The sequence below is a fragment of the Streptomyces sp. BK340 genome, from assembly GCF_007827595.1.
GTDB lineage: Bacteria > Actinomycetota > Actinomycetes > Streptomycetales > Streptomycetaceae > Streptomyces.
On record NZ_VISR01000005.1, the window covers coordinates 320,249 to 337,881 of the forward strand.

Annotated in this window: 18 protein-coding genes and 1 riboswitch; of the genes, 11 read left to right on the forward strand and 7 right to left on the reverse strand. The window is 72.6% G+C overall.

Annotation, left to right across the window (positions count from 1 at the left end; genetic code table 11):
• The first annotated feature begins 14 nt into the window (after positions 1–14).
• Positions 15–1,358 (forward strand): transcriptional regulator, encoded by a 1,344-nt coding sequence (locus FB157_RS13330; RefSeq protein WP_145879193.1) that lies wholly within the window; start codon positions 15–17, stop codon positions 1,356–1,358.
• 9 nt (positions 1,359–1,367) lie between these two features.
• On the opposite strand, the gene FB157_RS13335 is transcribed toward FB157_RS13330, so the two are convergent.
• The 3 genes from FB157_RS13335 to FB157_RS13345 are packed head-to-tail and all read right to left on the reverse strand — an operon-like array spanning position 1,368 to position 4,119.
• Positions 1,368–2,951 (reverse strand): transglycosylase domain-containing protein, encoded by a 1,584-nt coding sequence (locus FB157_RS13335; RefSeq protein ID WP_145879195.1) that lies wholly within the window; start codon positions 2,949–2,951, stop codon positions 1,368–1,370.
• The gene (locus FB157_RS13340) at positions 2,948–3,619 is read right to left on the reverse strand and encodes a hypothetical protein (protein ID WP_145879197.1); all 672 of its coding nucleotides are present in this window, start codon (positions 3,617–3,619) and stop codon (positions 2,948–2,950) included. The genes FB157_RS13335 and FB157_RS13340 overlap by 4 nt, the downstream gene beginning before the upstream one ends.
• Complete coding sequence (locus FB157_RS13345) at positions 3,616–4,119, reverse strand: sigma factor-like helix-turn-helix DNA-binding protein (RefSeq protein ID WP_186581485.1); 504 nt, start codon at positions 4,117–4,119, stop codon at positions 3,616–3,618. The genes FB157_RS13340 and FB157_RS13345 overlap by 4 nt, the downstream gene beginning before the upstream one ends.
• A 115-nt stretch (positions 4,120–4,234) precedes the next feature.
• Between FB157_RS13345 and FB157_RS13350 the strand changes: the two genes are divergently transcribed.
• Together FB157_RS13350 and FB157_RS13355 are read left to right on the forward strand one after the other, a co-directional pair.
• On the forward strand, positions 4,235–4,738 hold the full coding sequence (locus FB157_RS13350; RefSeq protein WP_145879200.1) for a SigE family RNA polymerase sigma factor: 504 nt from the start codon (positions 4,235–4,237) through the stop codon (positions 4,736–4,738).
• On the forward strand, positions 4,728–5,450 hold the full coding sequence (locus FB157_RS13355) for a L,D-transpeptidase (protein WP_145879202.1): 723 nt from the start codon (positions 4,728–4,730) through the stop codon (positions 5,448–5,450). Before FB157_RS13350 ends, FB157_RS13355 begins: the two co-directional genes overlap by 11 nt.
• A 189-nt stretch (positions 5,451–5,639) precedes the next feature.
• Here the strand turns inward: FB157_RS13355 and FB157_RS13360 are convergent, their stop codons facing one another.
• Complete coding sequence (locus tag FB157_RS13360; protein WP_145879204.1) at positions 5,640–6,422, reverse strand: hypothetical protein; 783 nt, start codon at positions 6,420–6,422, stop codon at positions 5,640–5,642.
• 340 nt (positions 6,423–6,762) lie between these two features.
• Between FB157_RS13360 and thrS the strand changes: the two genes are divergently transcribed.
• From thrS to FB157_RS13380, 3 genes are all read left to right on the forward strand, one after another.
• Complete coding sequence (gene thrS / locus FB157_RS13365) at positions 6,763–8,001, forward strand: threonine--tRNA ligase (protein WP_145879206.1); 1,239 nt, start codon at positions 6,763–6,765, stop codon at positions 7,999–8,001.
• A gap of 31 nt (positions 8,002–8,032) precedes the next feature.
• Complete coding sequence (locus FB157_RS13370; RefSeq protein WP_145879208.1) at positions 8,033–8,998, forward strand: nucleoside hydrolase; 966 nt, start codon at positions 8,033–8,035, stop codon at positions 8,996–8,998.
• Positions 8,999–9,399: 401 nt separating this feature from the next.
• A riboswitch (cobalamin riboswitch) is annotated at positions 9,400–9,546 on the reverse strand.
• 139 nt (positions 9,547–9,685) lie between these two features.
• On the forward strand, positions 9,686–11,332 hold the full coding sequence (locus FB157_RS13380; RefSeq protein WP_145879209.1) for a glycoside hydrolase family 13 protein: 1,647 nt from the start codon (positions 9,686–9,688) through the stop codon (positions 11,330–11,332).
• Here FB157_RS13380 and FB157_RS13385 read toward each other — a convergent pair.
• On the reverse strand, positions 11,329–12,081 hold the full coding sequence (locus tag FB157_RS13385) for a DUF4142 domain-containing protein (protein ID WP_145879447.1): 753 nt from the start codon (positions 12,079–12,081) through the stop codon (positions 11,329–11,331). The two genes, FB157_RS13380 and FB157_RS13385, sit on opposite strands and share 4 nt — an antisense overlap.
• A gap of 252 nt (positions 12,082–12,333) precedes the next feature.
• Here FB157_RS13385 and FB157_RS13390 point away from each other — a divergent pair, with 252 nt between their 5' ends.
• Positions 12,334–13,020 (forward strand): DUF6445 family protein, encoded by a 687-nt coding sequence (locus FB157_RS13390; RefSeq protein ID WP_145879211.1) that lies wholly within the window; start codon positions 12,334–12,336, stop codon positions 13,018–13,020.
• Between the two features lie 331 nt (positions 13,021–13,351).
• Here the strand turns inward: FB157_RS13390 and FB157_RS13400 are convergent, their stop codons facing one another.
• Together FB157_RS13400 and FB157_RS13410 are read right to left on the reverse strand one after the other, a co-directional pair.
• Positions 13,352–13,642 (reverse strand): DUF2871 family protein, encoded by a 291-nt coding sequence (locus FB157_RS13400; protein ID WP_398946619.1) that lies wholly within the window; start codon positions 13,640–13,642, stop codon positions 13,352–13,354.
• Between the two features lie 479 nt (positions 13,643–14,121).
• A complete protein-coding gene (locus FB157_RS13410; protein ID WP_145879215.1) occupies positions 14,122–14,397 on the reverse strand; it encodes a hypothetical protein in 276 nt (91 codons plus the stop codon).
• A gap of 148 nt (positions 14,398–14,545) precedes the next feature.
• Between FB157_RS13410 and FB157_RS13415 the strand changes: the two genes are divergently transcribed.
• The 4 genes from FB157_RS13415 (at position 14,546) to FB157_RS13430 (ending at position 17,631) form a co-directional block, all read left to right on the forward strand.
• A complete protein-coding gene (locus tag FB157_RS13415; protein WP_145879218.1) occupies positions 14,546–15,079 on the forward strand; it encodes an NUDIX hydrolase in 534 nt (177 codons plus the stop codon).
• A 59-nt stretch (positions 15,080–15,138) separates the two neighbouring features.
• Positions 15,139–15,858, forward strand: a complete 720-nt coding sequence (locus FB157_RS13420) for a DUF4328 domain-containing protein (protein WP_398946622.1) — start codon at positions 15,139–15,141, stop codon at positions 15,856–15,858.
• 64 nt (positions 15,859–15,922) lie between these two features.
• Positions 15,923–16,588, forward strand: a complete 666-nt coding sequence (locus FB157_RS13425) for an SDR family NAD(P)-dependent oxidoreductase (protein WP_145879220.1) — start codon at positions 15,923–15,925, stop codon at positions 16,586–16,588.
• Between the two features lie 95 nt (positions 16,589–16,683).
• A complete protein-coding gene (locus FB157_RS13430) occupies positions 16,684–17,631 on the forward strand; it encodes an MIP/aquaporin family protein (RefSeq protein WP_145879222.1) in 948 nt (315 codons plus the stop codon).
• Positions 17,632–17,633: the final 2 nt, after the last annotated feature.

Here is a 17,633-nt window from a genome sequence, read left to right on the forward strand (position 1 = left end):
GGGGGGAGCAGCACATGCGGGAGCGGGACGACCCCGAGGTCGTCGGCCGGCGCGTACAGCAACTGCGCACCGAACGTGGCCTGACCCAGCGCCAGTTGGCCGAACCGGCGTACACCCCCGCCTACATCTCCACCCTGGAGGCGGGCCGGGTCCGCGCCTCCGACGAGGCGCTCGGGCACATCGCGGACCGCCTCGGCGTCGCCTTCGAGGAGCTGGCCGTCGGCCGGCCCGCCCATCTCGCCACCGCCCTGCGGCTGCGGCTCACCGAGGCCCAGCGCACCCTCGCCGACGGCAAGGCGGAGGAGGCGGCCGGCCAGTACACCGCGCTGCTCGCCGAGGCGGACACGCACAGCCTGGTCGCCGAGCAGGCCAGCGCACTCCTGGGGCTCGGCGAATGCGCCCTGGAGACGGGCGAACTGTCCCGGGCCCGCGACCACTTCGAGCGGGCCGAGCACCGCCTCGCGGAGGAGACCCTTCCCAGCCGCGTCCCGGCCGTGCGCGGCCGCGCGATCGCCCACTATCTCGCCGGCGAACTCCGCTACGCCGTCTACCTCCTGGAATCCACCCTCGACGAACTCAACCGCGGCGGCCTGCACGACCCCGAGGCTCTGCTGCTCCTGTACGCCAGCGTCATCGGCCCCTACATGGACATGGGCGCCCACGCCCGCGCCGCCCAGGCCGCCGAGTTCGCCCTGGCCCTGGCCCCGCAGGCCGCCGACCCCGCGCTGATCGCCCGGATGCACCGCTCGGTCGCCCGCACCCTGCTCGCCGAGGGCCGGGTCGCCGAGGCCGACGCCTCCCTCGCCAAGGCCGCCGAGCTGTACCGCCAGCTGCGGCTGCGCACCGAACTCGCCAACTGCCACTGGATGCGCGGCTACGTCTGCGCCCAGAACGGCGACCTGGACCGGGCCGAGGCCGAACTGCGCCAGGCCCTCACCATGCTCGCCCAGACCCGGGCCGCCCTCTACCGCAGCCAGGCCGCCGTGGAACTCGCCGACGTCCTGCACCGGCGCGGCAAGTCGGCCGAGGCCGCCGACCTGCTCAACGACGTCCTCGGCGGCCTCTCCTCCGAACGCGGCGCCGTGCACGCCGCGGCCGCGCACCGCCTCCTCGGCATCATCGCCGAGGACGCCCGCGACACCGAGGCCGCCGAGGAGCACTACGTCCGCGCCCTCAGCCTCCTGGAGCGAGCCGGCGCGGCCGGCGACCTGGCCGACCTGTGCCGCCTCCTCGGCGACCTGCTGCGCCGTACCGGCCGCGTCGAGGCGGCCCTGGACGCCTACCGCACGGGCCTCGGCCACCGCACGGCGCCGGGCACCACGACCCTCGGCCCGGCGCCCGCGCAGCCGCCCCTGTGACCACCGCCCTCACCCGCTCACAGGCGTCGCCGCCTTGGACGTGAACACGTCCGACCGGACCCCGGTGACCAGGTCCCCGGCCGAGGACGGGAGGTGGGCCGGTCGCGCCCGGTGCCCCTTCGTCGCCGGATGCTCGGCGAACAGGGCGGTCGTGAGGGCGAGCCGCCCGGTGTACGCCGACTCCCACAGCGTCCGGGTGCCGGGGCCCGTGCCCGCACCGCCGGTGTACGTCACCGGCTCGCCCGGGACCGCGTACTTCGCCGCCGCCGCGGCCATGACCGAGCCCATGACCCGGTGCCGGTCCGGACGGGCCGTGTACACGGTGTCGCCGCCCCGGGTGATCCGCTGCACCGTGTACGGCGTCGCGTAGGTGCCCTGCGCCGCCGCACTCGCGTAGGCCGAGGCCACGGTCAGCGGTGTCGGTGCCGCGGTGCTCGCCAGCTCGGTCAGCGGCGCGCCGAGCGGCAGGCCGCTGAACGGCCGCAGTGCCGTACCGGCCTCCACCGCGCCCGACAGGGCGTCGTTGAAGGGCTGGTGGGCGTAGTCCGTACCGCCGTACAACACCCGGACCGCGCCGTCGCCGGGGACCATGGCGATCACGGCCGCGTGCAGCTTCGTGCCCTTCGGCAGACCCGCGGACCGCTGGCGCACCCGCTCCGACACCGCGTACTGCGTGCTCAGGTCGAAGGTCGTACGGACCGTGTAGCCGCCGCGCGCCAGCTGGTCCTGCGTGATGCCGAGACGGCGGGCGGCCTCGGCGGCGGCCGCGTCGATCAGGTACTGGCGCTGGCCGTCCGTGTCGCCGGGCGGATAGAAGCGGAAGGCCGGGAAGGCGGCCGAGGAGCGCTGCGCGGGCGTGATGCTGCCCGCGGAGCGCATCGCGTCCAGGACCCAGCGCCAGCGCTTCTGCAGCGTCGTGGTGACCTTCGTGTCCGAGCCCGTCCGTTCGTAGAACGTCGGCCGGTTGATGATGGCCGCGAGCGCCGCGCCCTGCGACACCGTGAGGTCCTCGGCGTCCACGCCGAAGTAGTTCCGCGCCGCCGACTCGATGCCCGCCGCGCCCCGGCCGAAGTAGACGGTGTTGAGGTAGCCCTCCAGGATCGAGTCCTTGGAGCGGGTGCGGTCCAGCTTGACGGAGATCAGCGCCTCACGTGCCTTGCGGGTCAGGGACTGCTCGGGGCTCAGCAGGGCGTTCTTCACGTACTGCTGGGTGATCGTCGAACCGCCCTGGCGCTCCCCGCCGGACAGCGTGGCCACGGCCGCGCGCACGATCGCGCTGGGCGAGACGCCCGAGTCCGTGCGGAAGGAGCGGTTCTCGGCGGCGATCACCGCGTCCTGGACGTGCCGCGGCACCTGCGCCAGGGACACGTCCTGCCGGTCCACCGGTCCGCGCCGGCCCAGGTACTCCCCCTCCGCGTCCAGGAAGACCGTGCTCTGGCTGACCGTCTCCGGGTGCGGTTCGGGGACGGCCGTGAGCAGGTACGCCACCCACACCGTGCCGACCAGCGCGAGGCACAGCGCGAGCAGCGTCCCGAGGATGCGCCGGGCCCAGCGGCCCCGGCGGCGGCGCAGATGCTTGAGGAGACGTTTCACCGGCCCACCCCGCCCCGCGCCAGGACCTCGCCGCCGGCGTCGTAGACCGTGACCCGGGTCCGCAGCAGCTCCTGCTTGTCGGCCGGGAGCCGAGGCGTGGCGTACCAGACGTCCCAGCCCGGGTCACCCGCGAGGGTGAGCACGGTCGCGGTGGTCCTGCCCGAGGGCATCCGCACCTCGACGCGGGCGGCCGGTCCGCCGCCGCGGTGCACGCCGGACAGCAGCAGCCCGCTCCGGCCGGTCACCTCCAGCCGGAGGGTGACGGTCGGGGGTGCCGCGGAGAGCCCCGAGACCGGCAGGGACTCGCCCCCGCCCTGCGGCGACGACCAGTGCGCGCCGTCCTTCGTCAGCCACAACTCCTGGCCGGACAGCGGCCGTACGTGCTCACCGGCGGCCACCACGCGCACGGTTCCGGCGGCCACCGACCGTCCGGGAGCGGAGGGCTCGCCCCCGGAGGCGCCCGTCAGCCGCCGGCCGGCGTAGCCGAGCGGGACCAGCACGAGCAGACAGCAGGCCAGCAGCACGGTGATCCGGCGCCTCCGGCGCCGCGCCCGGCCCTCCCGCTCGATGGCGGCGAGCGGGACGGGCGTGCGGGGCGCCTCGTCGCGGGCGGCGGCGAAGGCCTCGCCCAACTCGTCTTCCAGGGGCTGTGTCTGCCTGTGCCTCATATCGCCCCCAGGGCCTTCAGCCCCCGTCGCTCGTACGACTTCACCGCGCCCACCGACCAGCCGAGCATCTCGGCGATCTCCAGCCGTCCCAGGTCCTCGCCGAGCCGCAGGACCAGTACCACCCGCTGGCGCGCGGGCAGGGCGGCGAGGGCGCGGGTGAGCGGGCCCTGCGGCGCGGGTCCCGTGCGGTGCGGCCGGCGGCCGAGACGGCGGCCGAGGTGACGGCCGAGGTGACGGCCGAGGTGGCGGCCGAGATGGTGGCGCACCAGCAGCCGTCGTACGTAGAAGTCGGTGTCGTTGCCCGGGATGCGCCGCCAGCGGGCGTACGCGTCGGACAGGGCGGTGCGCGTCAGGGCGTCGGCCTCGGCCGCGTCGCCGGTCAGCAGATGGGCCGTGCGCAGCAGACGCGGCCAGGCCACGGCGGCATAGCCGCCGAACTCGGTCCGGCGGCCGGAGCGACCGGCGCGATGACGGGTTCGGCGGTCGGCTCTGGTCGTCATCGGGTTCCCCCTGCGATGTGTTTCGATGTGCGGCGTACGGGACCTGTACGCACCGCGAAGCGGTCCGGGTTGCACGGCGGTACGGGGAAGTTGGGGCACGAGTGGCAGGGGAGGCATGACCGAGGACGAGTTCGACGCGTTCTACGCCGCCGCTTTCCCCCGGCTGACCGGCCAGCTCTACGCGTTCACCGGGGATCACGGCGAGGCGCAGGACGTCGTGCAGGAGGCGTTCGTACGGGCCTGGGACCGGCGGCGCGACTTCCTCGCGGACGGGGCGCCCGAGGCGTGGGTCAGGACCGTCGCGATGCGGCTCGCCGTCAGCCGGTGGCGGCGCGCCAGGCGCTGGCTCGAGCTGGTGCGGCGCACCCCGCCGCCGGAGTCCGTGCCCGGGCCCGACCCCGAGCGCGCCGCGCTCGTCTCGGCGCTGCGCACCCTGCCCGAGGCCCAGCGGATGGCCGTCGTCCTGCACCATCTGTGCGACCTGAGCGTGGAGCAAGTAGCCTCGGAAACCGGCGCCCCGGTGGGGACGGTCAAGGCCCGTCTGTCCCGTGGCCGCGCGGCACTGGCCCGGGTGCTGGCCCCGGGCGAGGGGGAGAGGGAGGGCGACCGTGTCCGATGACCGCGACCACGACACCGGCCGCCGACCCGGACTCTCCGGCGCGCTGCGTACGTTGGCCGAGGAGAACCAGTCCCCGCCGCCCGTCGCCGGTGCCGAGGTCCGCCGCCTGGCCGTACGGCGCGGCCGTCGCCGGCGCACCACCGTCGTGGCCTGCGGAGTGGCCGCCGCGGCGGCCCTCGCCGTCACGGTGACCGTCGGCCTCGGACCCGGCCACGACTCCGGCTCCGGCCACGACTCCGGCCGCCGCACCGCTCCGGCCGCCAGTCCCCGGCTGCGGACCAGCCCGGCACCCACCCCGACTCCGGCCGTCGCCGCCGACGCCGTCGTCGACCTCACCGGGATGACGATGACGGTCGACGGGCGGATCATGCCCATCTCCTCCGGAGTTCCCGAACTGCCCACCCCCACCGGCAGGTTCACCGTATTCGCCAAGTCCCTGAAACGGCCGATGGAAACGGGCGGCGGCAGCGGCACCTCGGTGCCGAGCGTGCCGTGGGTGATCGAACTGCGCTCCGTGGACCGGAAGACGACCACCGCCATCGCCCTCACCTACGACCTGAAGGCCCCCGGCACCTACGCGTCCACCGGCGGCTGGATCGGCCTGCCCGAGGACGACGCGAAGTGGGTGTACACACGGCTGGACAAGGGTGCGGTGGTGCTGGTGACGGGGCGGACGCCGTCGCTGCGGCCCTCCGTGTCCACGCCGTCCTAGGCCCTGTCGTCAAATTCCCGTCTGCCCCACGACGCCTGGCACGCACTCTCGCCGCACCGGGCGAAAGCCCAAGTACGTCCAGTACGAGGACTTCCGCCCGGCACGCCGAGAGCACGCACCAGACGCCGCGAGGCCGCCCTTCGGGCGACGACGGGAATTTGACGACAGGACCTAGCGCGAGTGCGTGGGTCAGACCTGGGCCCGGCCCTGCTTGCGTACGTCCGCCAGACGGAGTGCGCCGATCTGCACGGCCAGTTGTGTCGCGTCGTTCCCCACGTCGCCGAGGCCGGCGTTGGTCAGGGCGAAGGCGTCCTCGCCGACGCGGACGGCGGCCACGTCCATCGTCAGGAAGACGTCCTGGTCGTCGGAGGTCCTGGTGGCGACGGTGACGCGCAGCCCCTGGCGCACGTCCCCGACCTCCGGCAGCGGGGCGTCCTGGACCTGGACGTCCTCGACCAGGCCGTTCTCCGTGGTGGCCGTGAAGCGGGCGCACTGGACCGGCATCGTCTGCAGCCACCTCAGCGCGGCGTCGACGTCGGACGGACGACGGGCGGCGATCTGGTAGCGGAGCTGGGCCTCGGTGTCGTCGTCGTCGAGGCCCACGGCGACCCGGGCGGGGGCGCCGAGGAGTTCGTCGGAGTAGAGCGCGTCGAGCAGGCGCTGGCACTCACCGGCCGTGGTGGCCGCCTTCAGCAGCGCGTCCCGCCAGGTGGCCGCCCCGCGCGTCGCGGACCAGGGGGCACCGAGATCGGTCTCCGTGATGAGCGCGGCCCGGGCCTGGTCGTCGGTGAGCGTGGATCCGTCGGCCCGGGCCGAGGGCTTCGCCGAGGGAGAGGGCTTGTCCACGGTGGGCAGGGGCTGGTGCGCGGACGGCGGGCGCTCCAGGCCGAGGGTCGCGCAGCCGGTGAGGGTGAGGAGGCCGGTGGCGAGGGCGGCGAGAGGGAGGGCGTGGGGGCGTATGGCGGCGGTCATCTGGGGGTGCCTCCCTGGCGGGGCAGGTGGGGGTGGAGGTGCCTCCTCTCACGGCACCATCGCCGCGACCCGCTCACCAGCGCTCCGGGCCGTCCGGGTGAGGGCGGGAAAACCCGTCCGGGTGAGCGGCGGGGAAGGCCCGGGGAAAACCGGTGGCCCTGCGGCCGGGGCCGCCGTTACGGTCGCCCCATGAAGCGCGCCCAGCCGTGTCCGCAGAGCACGACGACGCCGGAGACCGTCCCGGCGCGCTGACACCTGACCCAGTCCGAAGCCCCGGGGCCAACGCCCCGGGGCTTCGGCATGCACCGGGGTGTTCGCCTCCCGCACCGAGGAGACCCCGATGACCGACCCGACCGGCGACCGCGTCGCCGACCACCGCCGCCTCGGCCGTGAACTCGGCCTGTTCGACACCGACCCGCTGATGGGCGCGGGCCTGCCCTACTGGCTCCCGGACGGGGCCGTCGTACGGCACACCCTGGAGGAGTACGTCCGGGAGGCGGAACGCGCCGCCGGCTACCGGCACGTGTACTCGCCCGCGCTCGGCAAGCGCGAGCTGTACGAGACCTCCGGCCACTGGGACCACTACAGCGACGACATGTACCCGCCGATGGACCTGGGCGCGGAGGAGGTCGTCCTGCGCCCCAGCCTCTGCCCCCACCACGCCCTGATCTACCGCTCCCGCTCGCACAGCTACCGCGAACTGCCCCTGCGCATCGCCGAGCTGGGCACCATGTACCGCGCCGAACGGTCCGGCGTCCTCGGCGGCCTGACCCGGGTGCGCGCCATCCAGCTCAACGACGCCCACATCTTCTGCACCCTGGAGCAGGCCGTCGACGAGGCCCGCGCCGCGCTGGAGCTGATCGCCCGCGCCTACGCCGACCTCGGCATCGAGGCCGTACGCCACCGGCTCTCGCTGCCCGGCGAGGGCGGCAAGTACGTCGCCGACCCGGAGCTGTGGCAGCGGGCCACCGCGCTGCTGAAGGAGGTGCTGGACGGGGCCGGCGTGGCGTACGAGGAGGCGGAGGGCGAGGCCGCCTTCTACGGTCCCAAGATCGACGTGCAGATCGCGGACCCGGCCGGCCGCGAGTCCACCCTGTCCACCGTCCAGATCGACTTCCACCAGCCGGCCCGCTTCGACCTGCACTACATCGGCGCCGACGGCGCGAAGCACCGGCCGGTGATGGTGCACCGCAGCGTCATCGGCAGCGTGGAGCGGGCCGTCGCCCACCTCGTCGAGGCGCACGAAGGGGCCTTCCCGGCCTGGCTCGCGCCCGTACAGCTGGCCGTGCTGCCGGTCGCGCAGGAGCAGGTGGAGCGGGCGGCCGCGGTGGTCCGGGAGGCGGCCGCACTGGGCCTGCGCGCCGAACTCGCCGACCCCGGACAGGGCACCCTCGGCGCCCGCATCCGCGCGGCCCGCCTGGTCCCGTACCAGGCGGTGATCGGCGACCGCGAGGCCGGCGCGGGCCTCGCGGCCCTCCGCCTGCGGGACGGCCGCCGCCCCGGCGCCCTCCCCGTGCCGGAGTTGCTGCGCCACGTCGCCGAACGCGTGGCGGCGAAGGGCACCGCACTCTGGTCCTGACCTACTGTCGCCATGACGGAAGGAGTCCGACGTGACCGGTCAGCCCATTCCCGTGATCATCGACTGCGACACCGGCGTCGACGACGCCCTGGCCCTGCTCTTCGCCGTACGCCACCCCGGCCTGGATCTCAGGGCGGTGACCTGCGTGGCCGGGAACACCGACGTCGACGGGGTGGTCCGCAACACCCTGACCGTGCTGGAGGAGGCGGGCGCCCCCGACATTCCGGTGGCACGCGGTGCCGAGCGCCCGCTGATCGAGCCGGCCCGCTCGGCCCGGCACGTGCACGGCGTGGACGGCATGGGCGACCTCGGCCTGCCCGCGCCCAGACGCGGCCGCGCCGCCGTGGACGCCGTGACCCTCCTGTACCGCGAGATCCTGGGCTCCCGGACGCCGGTCACCCTGATCCCGACCGCACCGCTCACCAACATCGCGCTGCTGCTGCGCACCCATCCGGAGGTGACCCGGAACATCGAGCGGATCGTGTTCATGGGCGGCGCGGTCGCCACCGGGAACGCCACGCCGGTCGCCGAGTTCAACGTCTGGCACGACCCGGAGGCGGCGGCGGTCCTGCTCACCGCGGGGGTGCCGATCACCATGTACGGACTCGACGTGTTCACCCAGGTCGTCGTACCGGGCACGGACGTACGGCGGCTGCGGGAGAGCAGGGAGCCGGGCACCCGGCTGGCCGGTGAACTGCTGGCCCACCGCCCGTCCGCACCCGGCCCCGACGGTGACGACCCGGCCGGCGGCCTCGGTGACGCGGGCGCGGTGTGCGCGGTCGCGGACCCGGCCGGCATCACCACCCGCCTGCTGCCCGTCGAGGTCTGCCTGGCCCCCGGCCCGACCCGCGGTCAGACGATCGTCGACCGTCGCCCCCGCCCCGGCGAGTCCGAGATCCACGGCGGCGCACGCGAACAGGCGCTGGTGGAGGTGGCGTTGGCGGTGGACGTGGAGCGGTACGTGAAGCTGTACCTGGAGACGGTGGCGCGCCGCTAGGTCCTGTCGTCAAATTCCCGTCGTCGCCCGAAGGGCGGCCTCGCGGCGTCTGGTGCGTGCTCTCGGCGTGCCGGGCGGAAGTCCTCGTACTGGACGTACTTGGGCTTTCGCCCGGTGCGGCGAGAGTGCGTGCCAGGCGTCGTGGGGCAGACGGGAATTTGACGACAGGGCCTAGGGGGTTTCGTTTGGATCAGGTCGGATCAGGCCGCGGCGTCCGGTGCGGTGCATCGCAAGGCGGAGGAGCACCCGCGTACTGGGCGTACTCGGGTGGTCCGACAACGCGGCGAGGTGCCGTGCCGGGCCTCGCGGACCCGGGCTGATCCGAACGAAACCCCCTGGGGCAGGTTCGGCGGGGCGGACACCGGTCCGGCCGGCGGCACGTCCGGCCTCAGTCGGAGGCCGCCGGCACCCGGGCCGCCCACCGTAGGGTCATGCGTTCGCCGTTCCTGCCTTCCCGGTCGCAAGACCAGTGGCCCGGCGGCTGCCGGACGGAACGGGAACTCCCCGATCACAGTGGCGAGGGCCGCGTCGACCTTGCATCGACTTCCCGAGCACCACGGCCCGTTCACCGTAGGCGGCGATCCTTTTGCCTGCAAAGCCGCGCGCCTGTCCTGGTATTGAAGATCACACAGCCGGGCGGACGGCGGTCAAGGTTCCGTTTCCGGGCAATGTGGACAGAGTCCGTGTATGCCAGACCTCTCCTCCAGGAATCCCGACTGGTGGCGCCAGGCCGTCATCTACCAGGTCTATCCGCGCAGCTTCGCCGACGCCGACGGCGACGGCCTCGGTGACCTCAGGGGCGTCACCGGGCGCCTGAACCATCTCGCCACGCTCGGCGTGGACGCCCTGTGGCTCAGCCCCTTCTACCCCTCCGAACTCGCCGACGGCGGCTACGACGTCGCCGGTCACCGGGACGTCGACCCGCGCCTCGGCACCCTCGACGACTTCGACGCGCTGACCGCCGAGGCCCACCGGCTCGGTCTGAAGGTCGTCGTGGACATCGTCCCGAACCACACCTCGCACCTGCACCCCTGGTTCCAGGAGGCCCTGCGGGCCGGACCCGGATCCGCGGCCCGCGAACGCTACGTCTTCCGCCCCGGCCGCGGTGGTTCCGGTGAACTCCCGCCCACCGACTGGCAGTCGGTGTTCGGCGGCAGCGCCTGGCGACGTGTCCCCGACGGCGACTGGTACCTGCACCTGTTCGCGCCCGAACAGCCCGACCTGAACTGGGAGAACGAGGAGGTCCGCGCCGACTTCCGCACCACCCTGCGCTTCTGGTCCGACCGGGGTGTCGACGGCTTCCGCATCGACGTCGCCCACGGCCTGGCCAAGGACCTGGCCGACCCGCTTCGGGACCTGGGCGGTCTGGGCGCCGCGGGCGAGGAGGCCCTGCAGCGGGTGGAGCCCGGCACCCACCCCTACTGGGACCGCGACGAGGTCCATGAGATCTACCGCGACTGGCGCAAGATCCTCGACGCCTACAGCCCGCCGCGCACCGCGGTCGCCGAGGCCTGGGTCCCGGACGCCCGCCGCGCGTTGTACGCCCGCCCGGACGAACTCGGCCAGGCCTTCAACTTCGAGTATCTGCAGGCAGGGTGGGACGCGGAGGAACTCCGTCAGGTCATCACCGGATCACTGGCGACGGCCCGGGCCGCCGGTGCTTCCGCCACCTGGGTGCTCTCCAACCACGACGTCGTCCGCCACGCCTCGCGCCTCGTGCTTCCGCCGGGCACCGACGAGAACGCCTGGCTGCTGTCCGGCGGCACGGTGCCGCCGGCCGACCGGGCGGCGGGCCTGCGCCGGGCCCGGGCCGCGACCCTGCTGATGCTGGCGCTGCCCGGATCGTCGTACGTCTACCAGGGCGAGGAACTCGGCCTGCCCGAGGTCGCCGACCTGCCCGCAGAGGCGTTGCAGGACCCGATCTGGGAGCAGACGGGCCATGCCCGCAAGGGCCGCGACGGCTGCCGGGTGCCGCTGCCGTGGACGACCACCGGGCCCTCGTACGGCTTCGGGTCCGGGGCCGCCTGGCTGCCGCAGCCGGCGTCCTTCGCGGCCTACGCCGTCGAGGCCCAGTCCGGTGCCGAGGGCTCCACCCTGGAGCTGTACCGCACCGCGCTCAGGCTGCGCCGCAAGCTGCTGGAGGGCGAGACGCTGACCTGGACACCCGGTGCCCCTGCGGGGGTGCTGGACTTCGCCCGCACCGAGACCTGGCGCTGTGTCACCAACCTCACCGCGGAGCCGGTACACCTGCCCCGGGGTGAGGTGCTGCTCGCCAGCACCCCGCTCGCGGAGCCGGGCGTGCTGCCGCCGGACACCACGGTGTGGCTGACCTAGCCCACGGTCGGGCTGGGGGCAGGTGAGGCGCCCCCGGAGCCGCCGCCGTTGCCGCCGGTGAGGCCGTCGATGTTCACCGGGGTGGAGGTGGGGTTCGGCGGCGGCGTGAGCACGACCTGCGGCTGGCCCGCCGGCGGGGGCGGCGGGGTCAGGTCCGAGCTGGGCAGCTTCGGCGGGGTGGTCTGCTGGAAGAGGGTCTGGTCGAAGTCGACCAGACCGGTCTTCTCCATGACCGTGATGTGGTCGAGCACGGTGTTGTTGGCCTGGTCGGCGAGGGCGCGCACCAGCGAGTTCTTGGTGGTGGACCGGATCTTCGCGATGGTGTTGAAGATCGAACCATGTGTCATCCGCAGGATGTTGGCGAAGTCGGTGTCGAACTTCTTGCCGCTGTCCGACTTCAGTGTGTTGACGAAGCCCTCCTGCTGCGGGCTGGCCACGTTGGGCAGCGTGATGTTCAGCATCGGCGCGATCTTGCGGCAGGAGGCGTCCAGCGCTGAGTGCCCGTCGATCAGGTGCTTGCTGGCCTCGAGGACGCCCTTGGTGGTGCCCTTCTGCAGCCCGATCTGCCCCACCGGGTACTCCCACAGGCCGGCCGCGCGCACCTTCACCACGAAGTCCCGGTCGGACTCGGTGAGCGGACCCCACTGGGTGTTGGCGATGACACGGTCCGGAGAGCTCGAGACGGTGCTGACACCCAGCATGCTCGGGTAGGCGAGCGCGCCGAGGGTCAGGGCCATTGCTCCGCCCACGAAGAGAGTTCCCGTCGCGTTCCGCGAGATGCGCACCGTGCCTCCTGCCTGGCCGTGGATCCGCCTGTAGGCGGTTCGGACGCACAGCAGTACGGATGCGGAGGTCATTTGTGTCGGTGGTTTCGGGTAAAGATTCGCCCCGGTCGTGCCTGAGGGGCCGAGGACCGCAGTTGGTGAAAGGTTGACCTTCCCGCAGGAGAGTTGACTCTTCCTCGGGAGAAGCGAGGGGAAGCGCGGCCCTAGATTCGCCGCATGCCCCCACAGCCACCTCCGAGAACGCCCGCCGCACTGCCCGTCCTGCCCTACCGCAAGCCCACCAAGGGCCGCGACTACTGGGTCCTGGACGACGTCCTGCCGGATGTCGACGCGGTGCGCGAGCGGTGTCTGGCGAAGGACGACTGGGTCAAGGGCTACCCGTACACCTCGGAGACCTGGCCCGGACTGCGTGCGATGCCCGGCCTGGAGCCCGGTGAACTCGGCCGCATCGAGAAGCTGGTGAAGCAGGCGACCGGGGCCAGGGAGCTTTGGGTGCAGCAGGCGCCCGGCGGCGGCACCCTCAACCACAACTGCGTGCAGGTGGTCGGCGAGGGCGAGAGCGAACCGCGCCCGCACACCGACTCGCGTGCGCTGTGCCGGTACGCGGCCGTGCTGTACCTCAACCCGCAGGTGCCCAAGGACTGCGGCACCAGCTTCTTCCGCCAGTCCCTGCCCGGCGGCCGGCTCGGCGGCAACGTCGTCCAGGCCCCGCACAACAACCTCGTCGAGGCACTCGGTACCCGCTTCGTCACCCCGGACGCCTTCGAGGAGGACGTCCGCGTCCCGCACCGGTACAACCGCCTCCTCCTCTACAACGCCAACCTGGTGCACAGCGCGACCGGTTACTTCGGCAAGGAGCTGGCGCAGAAGCGGATGACGGCCGTCTTCTTCTGGATGGCCTGAGCGGCACCGCCCCGGCCCGCCGGCCCACCCGTACGGAGCAGCCCCCGTGGTCTCCGGGCCGGACGGGCCGGATCGTCGTACCTACGACCGACCCGGGGACGACGGCGGAGGTACGGCCATGACGCAGCACACCCGTCCGGCACGGGCGGGGAAGACCGACTGGGCCGAGGGGGGACTCGTCTTCGCGGGAGTGCTGCTCCTGCTGGAGGGCGTCCTCGCCGTCCTCCAGGGCATCTCCGCGATCGCGGCGGCCGCGACCACGTGGCGCGCTGGAGCCTCGGCGTCCTGGCGAAGCCGCAGTCGGCCGGCGTCACCTTCCGACAGGCCCTCGTCAACGGTGAGTTGGGCATCCTGGAGAAGCTGACGGGGCTGCGTCCACAGGGCGGGTGACTACGGCGTCCTCGGCCCGGGAGGCGCCGGGCAGGCACTTGCCGACCATGACGAAGAAGAGCACCAGGCCCGCCGTCAGCAGGGCATGGCCGAGGCCGGCGATACCGGCGACGGCGTCCGAGCCGGAGCGGCCGAGGACCGTCGGCGTTCCGTGCAGGGTCATCATGCCGACGGTCACCGCCAGGCCGGCGTTGCAGGTCCGGAAGAACCAGCCGGACAGCCGTCTGGGCACGCCGGGCCAGCGCCCACTGATCGTGCGTCGCCTTCGTGATCGACCCGGCCCAGCGCGAGGAGGACTCCCCGCTCAGGGCCCGCAGATCCCGCCCGGCCAGCGTGCCGAGGTGGTCACCGATCAGCTGGGCTCCCGGCCGGGGTTCCTCGCACGAGAGCACGTAGATCGCGGCGCCGACGGGGCCGAGATAGAGGGTCACCAGGACCCAGCCCCACTTCATCACGGTGAGTTCGGGGTTCTTCGTGAATGCGTCGTACGCGACGTAGACGGTGGACAGGACGACCAGGAGGAACCAGACGTACATCAGTGCGTCGGCCGTGGTCCCGCTGATGCCGCTGCCGGCCACATGCATGTGCGCTCCGTCCCTTGACGATCCGCTCGACGGCCGAGATGCCATGTCCCGCAAGCAGTCATGGTGCTCCAGGGCCATGTCTCGGGGCGGCCCGACGCACCTCGCCGCTACTTCTGGGAGGCCGCTCTCACTCCAGCGGCCCCGTGGGCTCATCGGCTTCGCCGTGCAGGTCCCGGTGGAGGCGTTCCCTGGCGGCCGCGAGGTGTTGGCCGTAGTCGGGCATGAAGATTTCGGGCAGGGCTTTGTCCAGGGTTCCGGAGATGCTGTAGATCGGTGACCAGACGGCCCGGTCGGGCAGGATGCCCTCGAGGTCGTTCGACTGGAACATCGCGTGATGGAGCCAGTCGGACAGCACGAGTGCCTGGTCGCGGGTGAGTCTGATGGTGATCGTGTCGTCGTCCACGACCTCAACCTACAAAGGGGACACCGTACCCATCGGGTTCGTGCCAGTACTGCCGATCTGTGCGGTTTCATCCGCACGGGATGCGGAGGGGCGCGTCGCCGTGACCCTCTCTGGGAGGCTGCGGGCAGCCGGTGGAAAGGGTGCCTTGATGGAGTGGAAGACCTATGGGGAGCGGCGGATCTACTCGAATCCGTGGGTGAATCTGTGCCTGGTGGACGTGCAGCAGCCTGATGGGCTGCGGTGGGAGTACCACGTGGTGCGGCTGCGGCATCTCGCGGTGGGGGCCGTCGTCAACGACCGGCGCGAGATCCTCATGATGTGGCGGCACCGGTTCATCACGGACTCGTGGGCCTGGGAACTCCCCATGGGGCTGATCGAGGAGGGGGAGACGCCGGAGCAGGCGGCGGCGCGTGAGGTGCTGGAGGAGACCGGCTGGCGTCCCGGGCCGCTGAAGCCGCTGATCTACGCCGAGCCGGCCAACGGGATCACCGACTCGCAGCATCATGTGTTCCGTGCGGACGGGGCCGCGTACGTCGGGCCGCCGACCGAGCAGAACGAGTCGGACCGGATCGAGTGGGTGCCGCTCGCCGAGGTGCGGGGAATGATCGACCGGCGCGAGATCGTCAGCAGCGGGTCGCTCGTGGGGCTGCTGTACGTGCTCATGGACGAGGGCATGCGCTGATCCCCTCGCGGCTGGCGTGTCCCTGGCAACTCCGCGTGGCCGTGCGTCAGGATGATGAGGTGAACGAACAGATAGTGGAGTCCGCCACGCCCTCCCGCTCCCTCGGTCTGAGGCCCATCGTGGTGTCCGGGCGGCTGACTGCCGGGTCCCTGCTGCTCGCGGGGCTCGCATGGGTCGTGCGGGCCGGGTGGGAAGTGCGGCTGGCCATGGCCGGGGAGCCTGCCTCGGGGCCGCCGGACCAGGGGGACGGGGTGCACCGGGCGCTCAACGGGCTGGAGGACTCGTACCACCTCGTCACCAGCATCGGAGGCGGCGCCGCCTTCCTCTGCGCGCTCCTCTTCCTCTCGTGGATGTGGCGGGTGCGGGACAACGCGCGCGTGCTCACGGGCCAGCCGCCGAAGTACGCCGGGATCTGGGTCTACCTGGGGTGGCTCGTGCCCATCGTCAACCTGTGGTTCCCGCGCGGCATCGTCGCCGACGCCTTCCGGACCACCGCTCCGGGACGGAAGCTGCCCGTCTCGGTGAACGTGTGGTGGGCGCTCTGGGTGATCGGGATGCTCGGCGGGGTGGGCATCATGTACCGCGACTCCACCGACAAGCTCATCGCCCGCGCTTACACCGAGGTGTGGCCGCTGCTCGTGTCCGACGCCGCGGTCATCGGTGCCGCCGTGGCCGGCGCGTTCGCCGTGCGGGCCGTCACCGCCGTACAGGTGGAGCGGATTCGCCAGGAGCAGCCGGGTGTGGCGGCGGTGTCCGCCGCCGGCGCCGTCGAGGGCTGAGACCCGTCACCGTCCTGCCCGGGCGCGGGTGGTGGGGTGCCGTCGCACGGGCAAGGATTTACCCATGAGCACCATTGCCGTCGTCGGCGCCGGGCCCGGGCTGGGTGCCGCCGTCGCGCGCCGGTTCGGGCGGGAGGGGTACGACGTCGCCCTCGTCGCCCGGGACCGGGAGCGACTGCAGGTCCTGGTGGGCGAGCTTGCCGACGAGGGTGTCGTCGCGCGTGGGTTCCCCGCCGATGTGCGTCGGCCGGAGCAGCTGGTGGCGGCCCTGAAGGATGCCGCGGCCGTGCTCGGGACCGTCGAGGTGTTGCAGTACAGCCCGGTCCCGCACCGGGACTTCATGCGGCCCGTGCTGGAGACCCGGCACCGGGACCTGCTCGGGCCGATCGAGTTCTCGGTGTACGGGCCGGTGGCCGCCGTGCAGCAGGTGCTGCCCGGTATGCGGGCGCTGGGGCGGGGGACCATCCTCTTCGTGAACGGCGGGACGGCCGCCGTGCCGCATCCCGAGCGGGCGGGCACGTCGATCGCGTTCGCCGCGGAGAGCGCGTACGGGCATCTGCTGCACGACCGGCTCGCCCGTGAGGGGATCCATGTCGCCCAGCTGGTGATCCCCGGGGCCATCACGCCCGGGCATGTGCGCAAGGACCCGGCCGTGCTCGCGGAGACCCTGTGGGGCATGCACCGGGAGCGGCACGGCTTCCGGCACTACGCCGACGACCTCGACAGCTGACCCGGCGGCCCGGAGATCGCTTCGCCCTGCGTGAAGAGCATTTGTGGGCCAATATGGTCGTATCGGGCCGCATTGCTCTCTTCAAGGGGGCCGCAATGGCTGTCGAAATCCGTCCGCTCATCAAGCCCTCCCAGTTCAGGCGCCGGGGTGGCCTGCTGGGCGAGTGCATGGCGGAGTTCCTCGGGACCTTCGTCCTCATCTCCTTCGGCTGCGGCGTGGTCGCGATGGCGGTGGCCGGACTGCCCGGTTCGGGCCGTGCGGCGACCCCCACGACGATCTTCCTCGCGGCCGGCGACTGGCTGCTGATCGCGTTCGGCTGGGCGTTCGCCGTCTGCTTCGGTGTCTACGTCGCCGGCGGTGTCAGCGGTGCCCACCTGAATCCGGCGGTGACGCTGGCGATGGCCATCCGTCGCGGGTTCGCCTGGACCAAGGTCCTGCCGTTCATGCTGTCGCAGGTGATCGGCGCGTTCGCGGGTGCGGCACTGGTCTACCTCGTGTACCACGACGCGATCAGCGCCTACGACCACGCCGCGACGGGGCCGAAGGTGAACGGGCGTACCAACGCCACGTTCTCCATCTTCGCGACCTTCCCGGCCGCGTACTTCCACGGCGGCATCTGGGGGCCGCTGATCGACCAGATCGTCGGTACGGCCTTCCTGCTCATGCTGATCGCCGCCCTCATCGACCTGCGCAACCAGGCCGTGAAGGCCAACCTCGGCCCGCTGCTGGTGGGCTTCGTGGTCGCCGCGATCGGCATGTCCTACGGCGCCAACGCGGGGTACGCCATCAACCCGGCCCGCGACTTCGGACCGCGGCTGCTCACCTACGCGGCAGGGTGGCAGAGCTATGCCTTCCCGGGCAGCGTGTCCGGCGTGTACAGCGGCTACTGGTGGATCCCGATCGTCGGGCCGTTCGTCGGCGGGATCATCGGGATCCTGATCTACGACCTGTTCATCGGCGATGTCCTGCTCGTGCGCTCCGAACTGGGCGAGCTGCCCGAGCCGGGCCGGGTCCGGGGGACGGAGGAGGTCGACGAGGAGTAGTA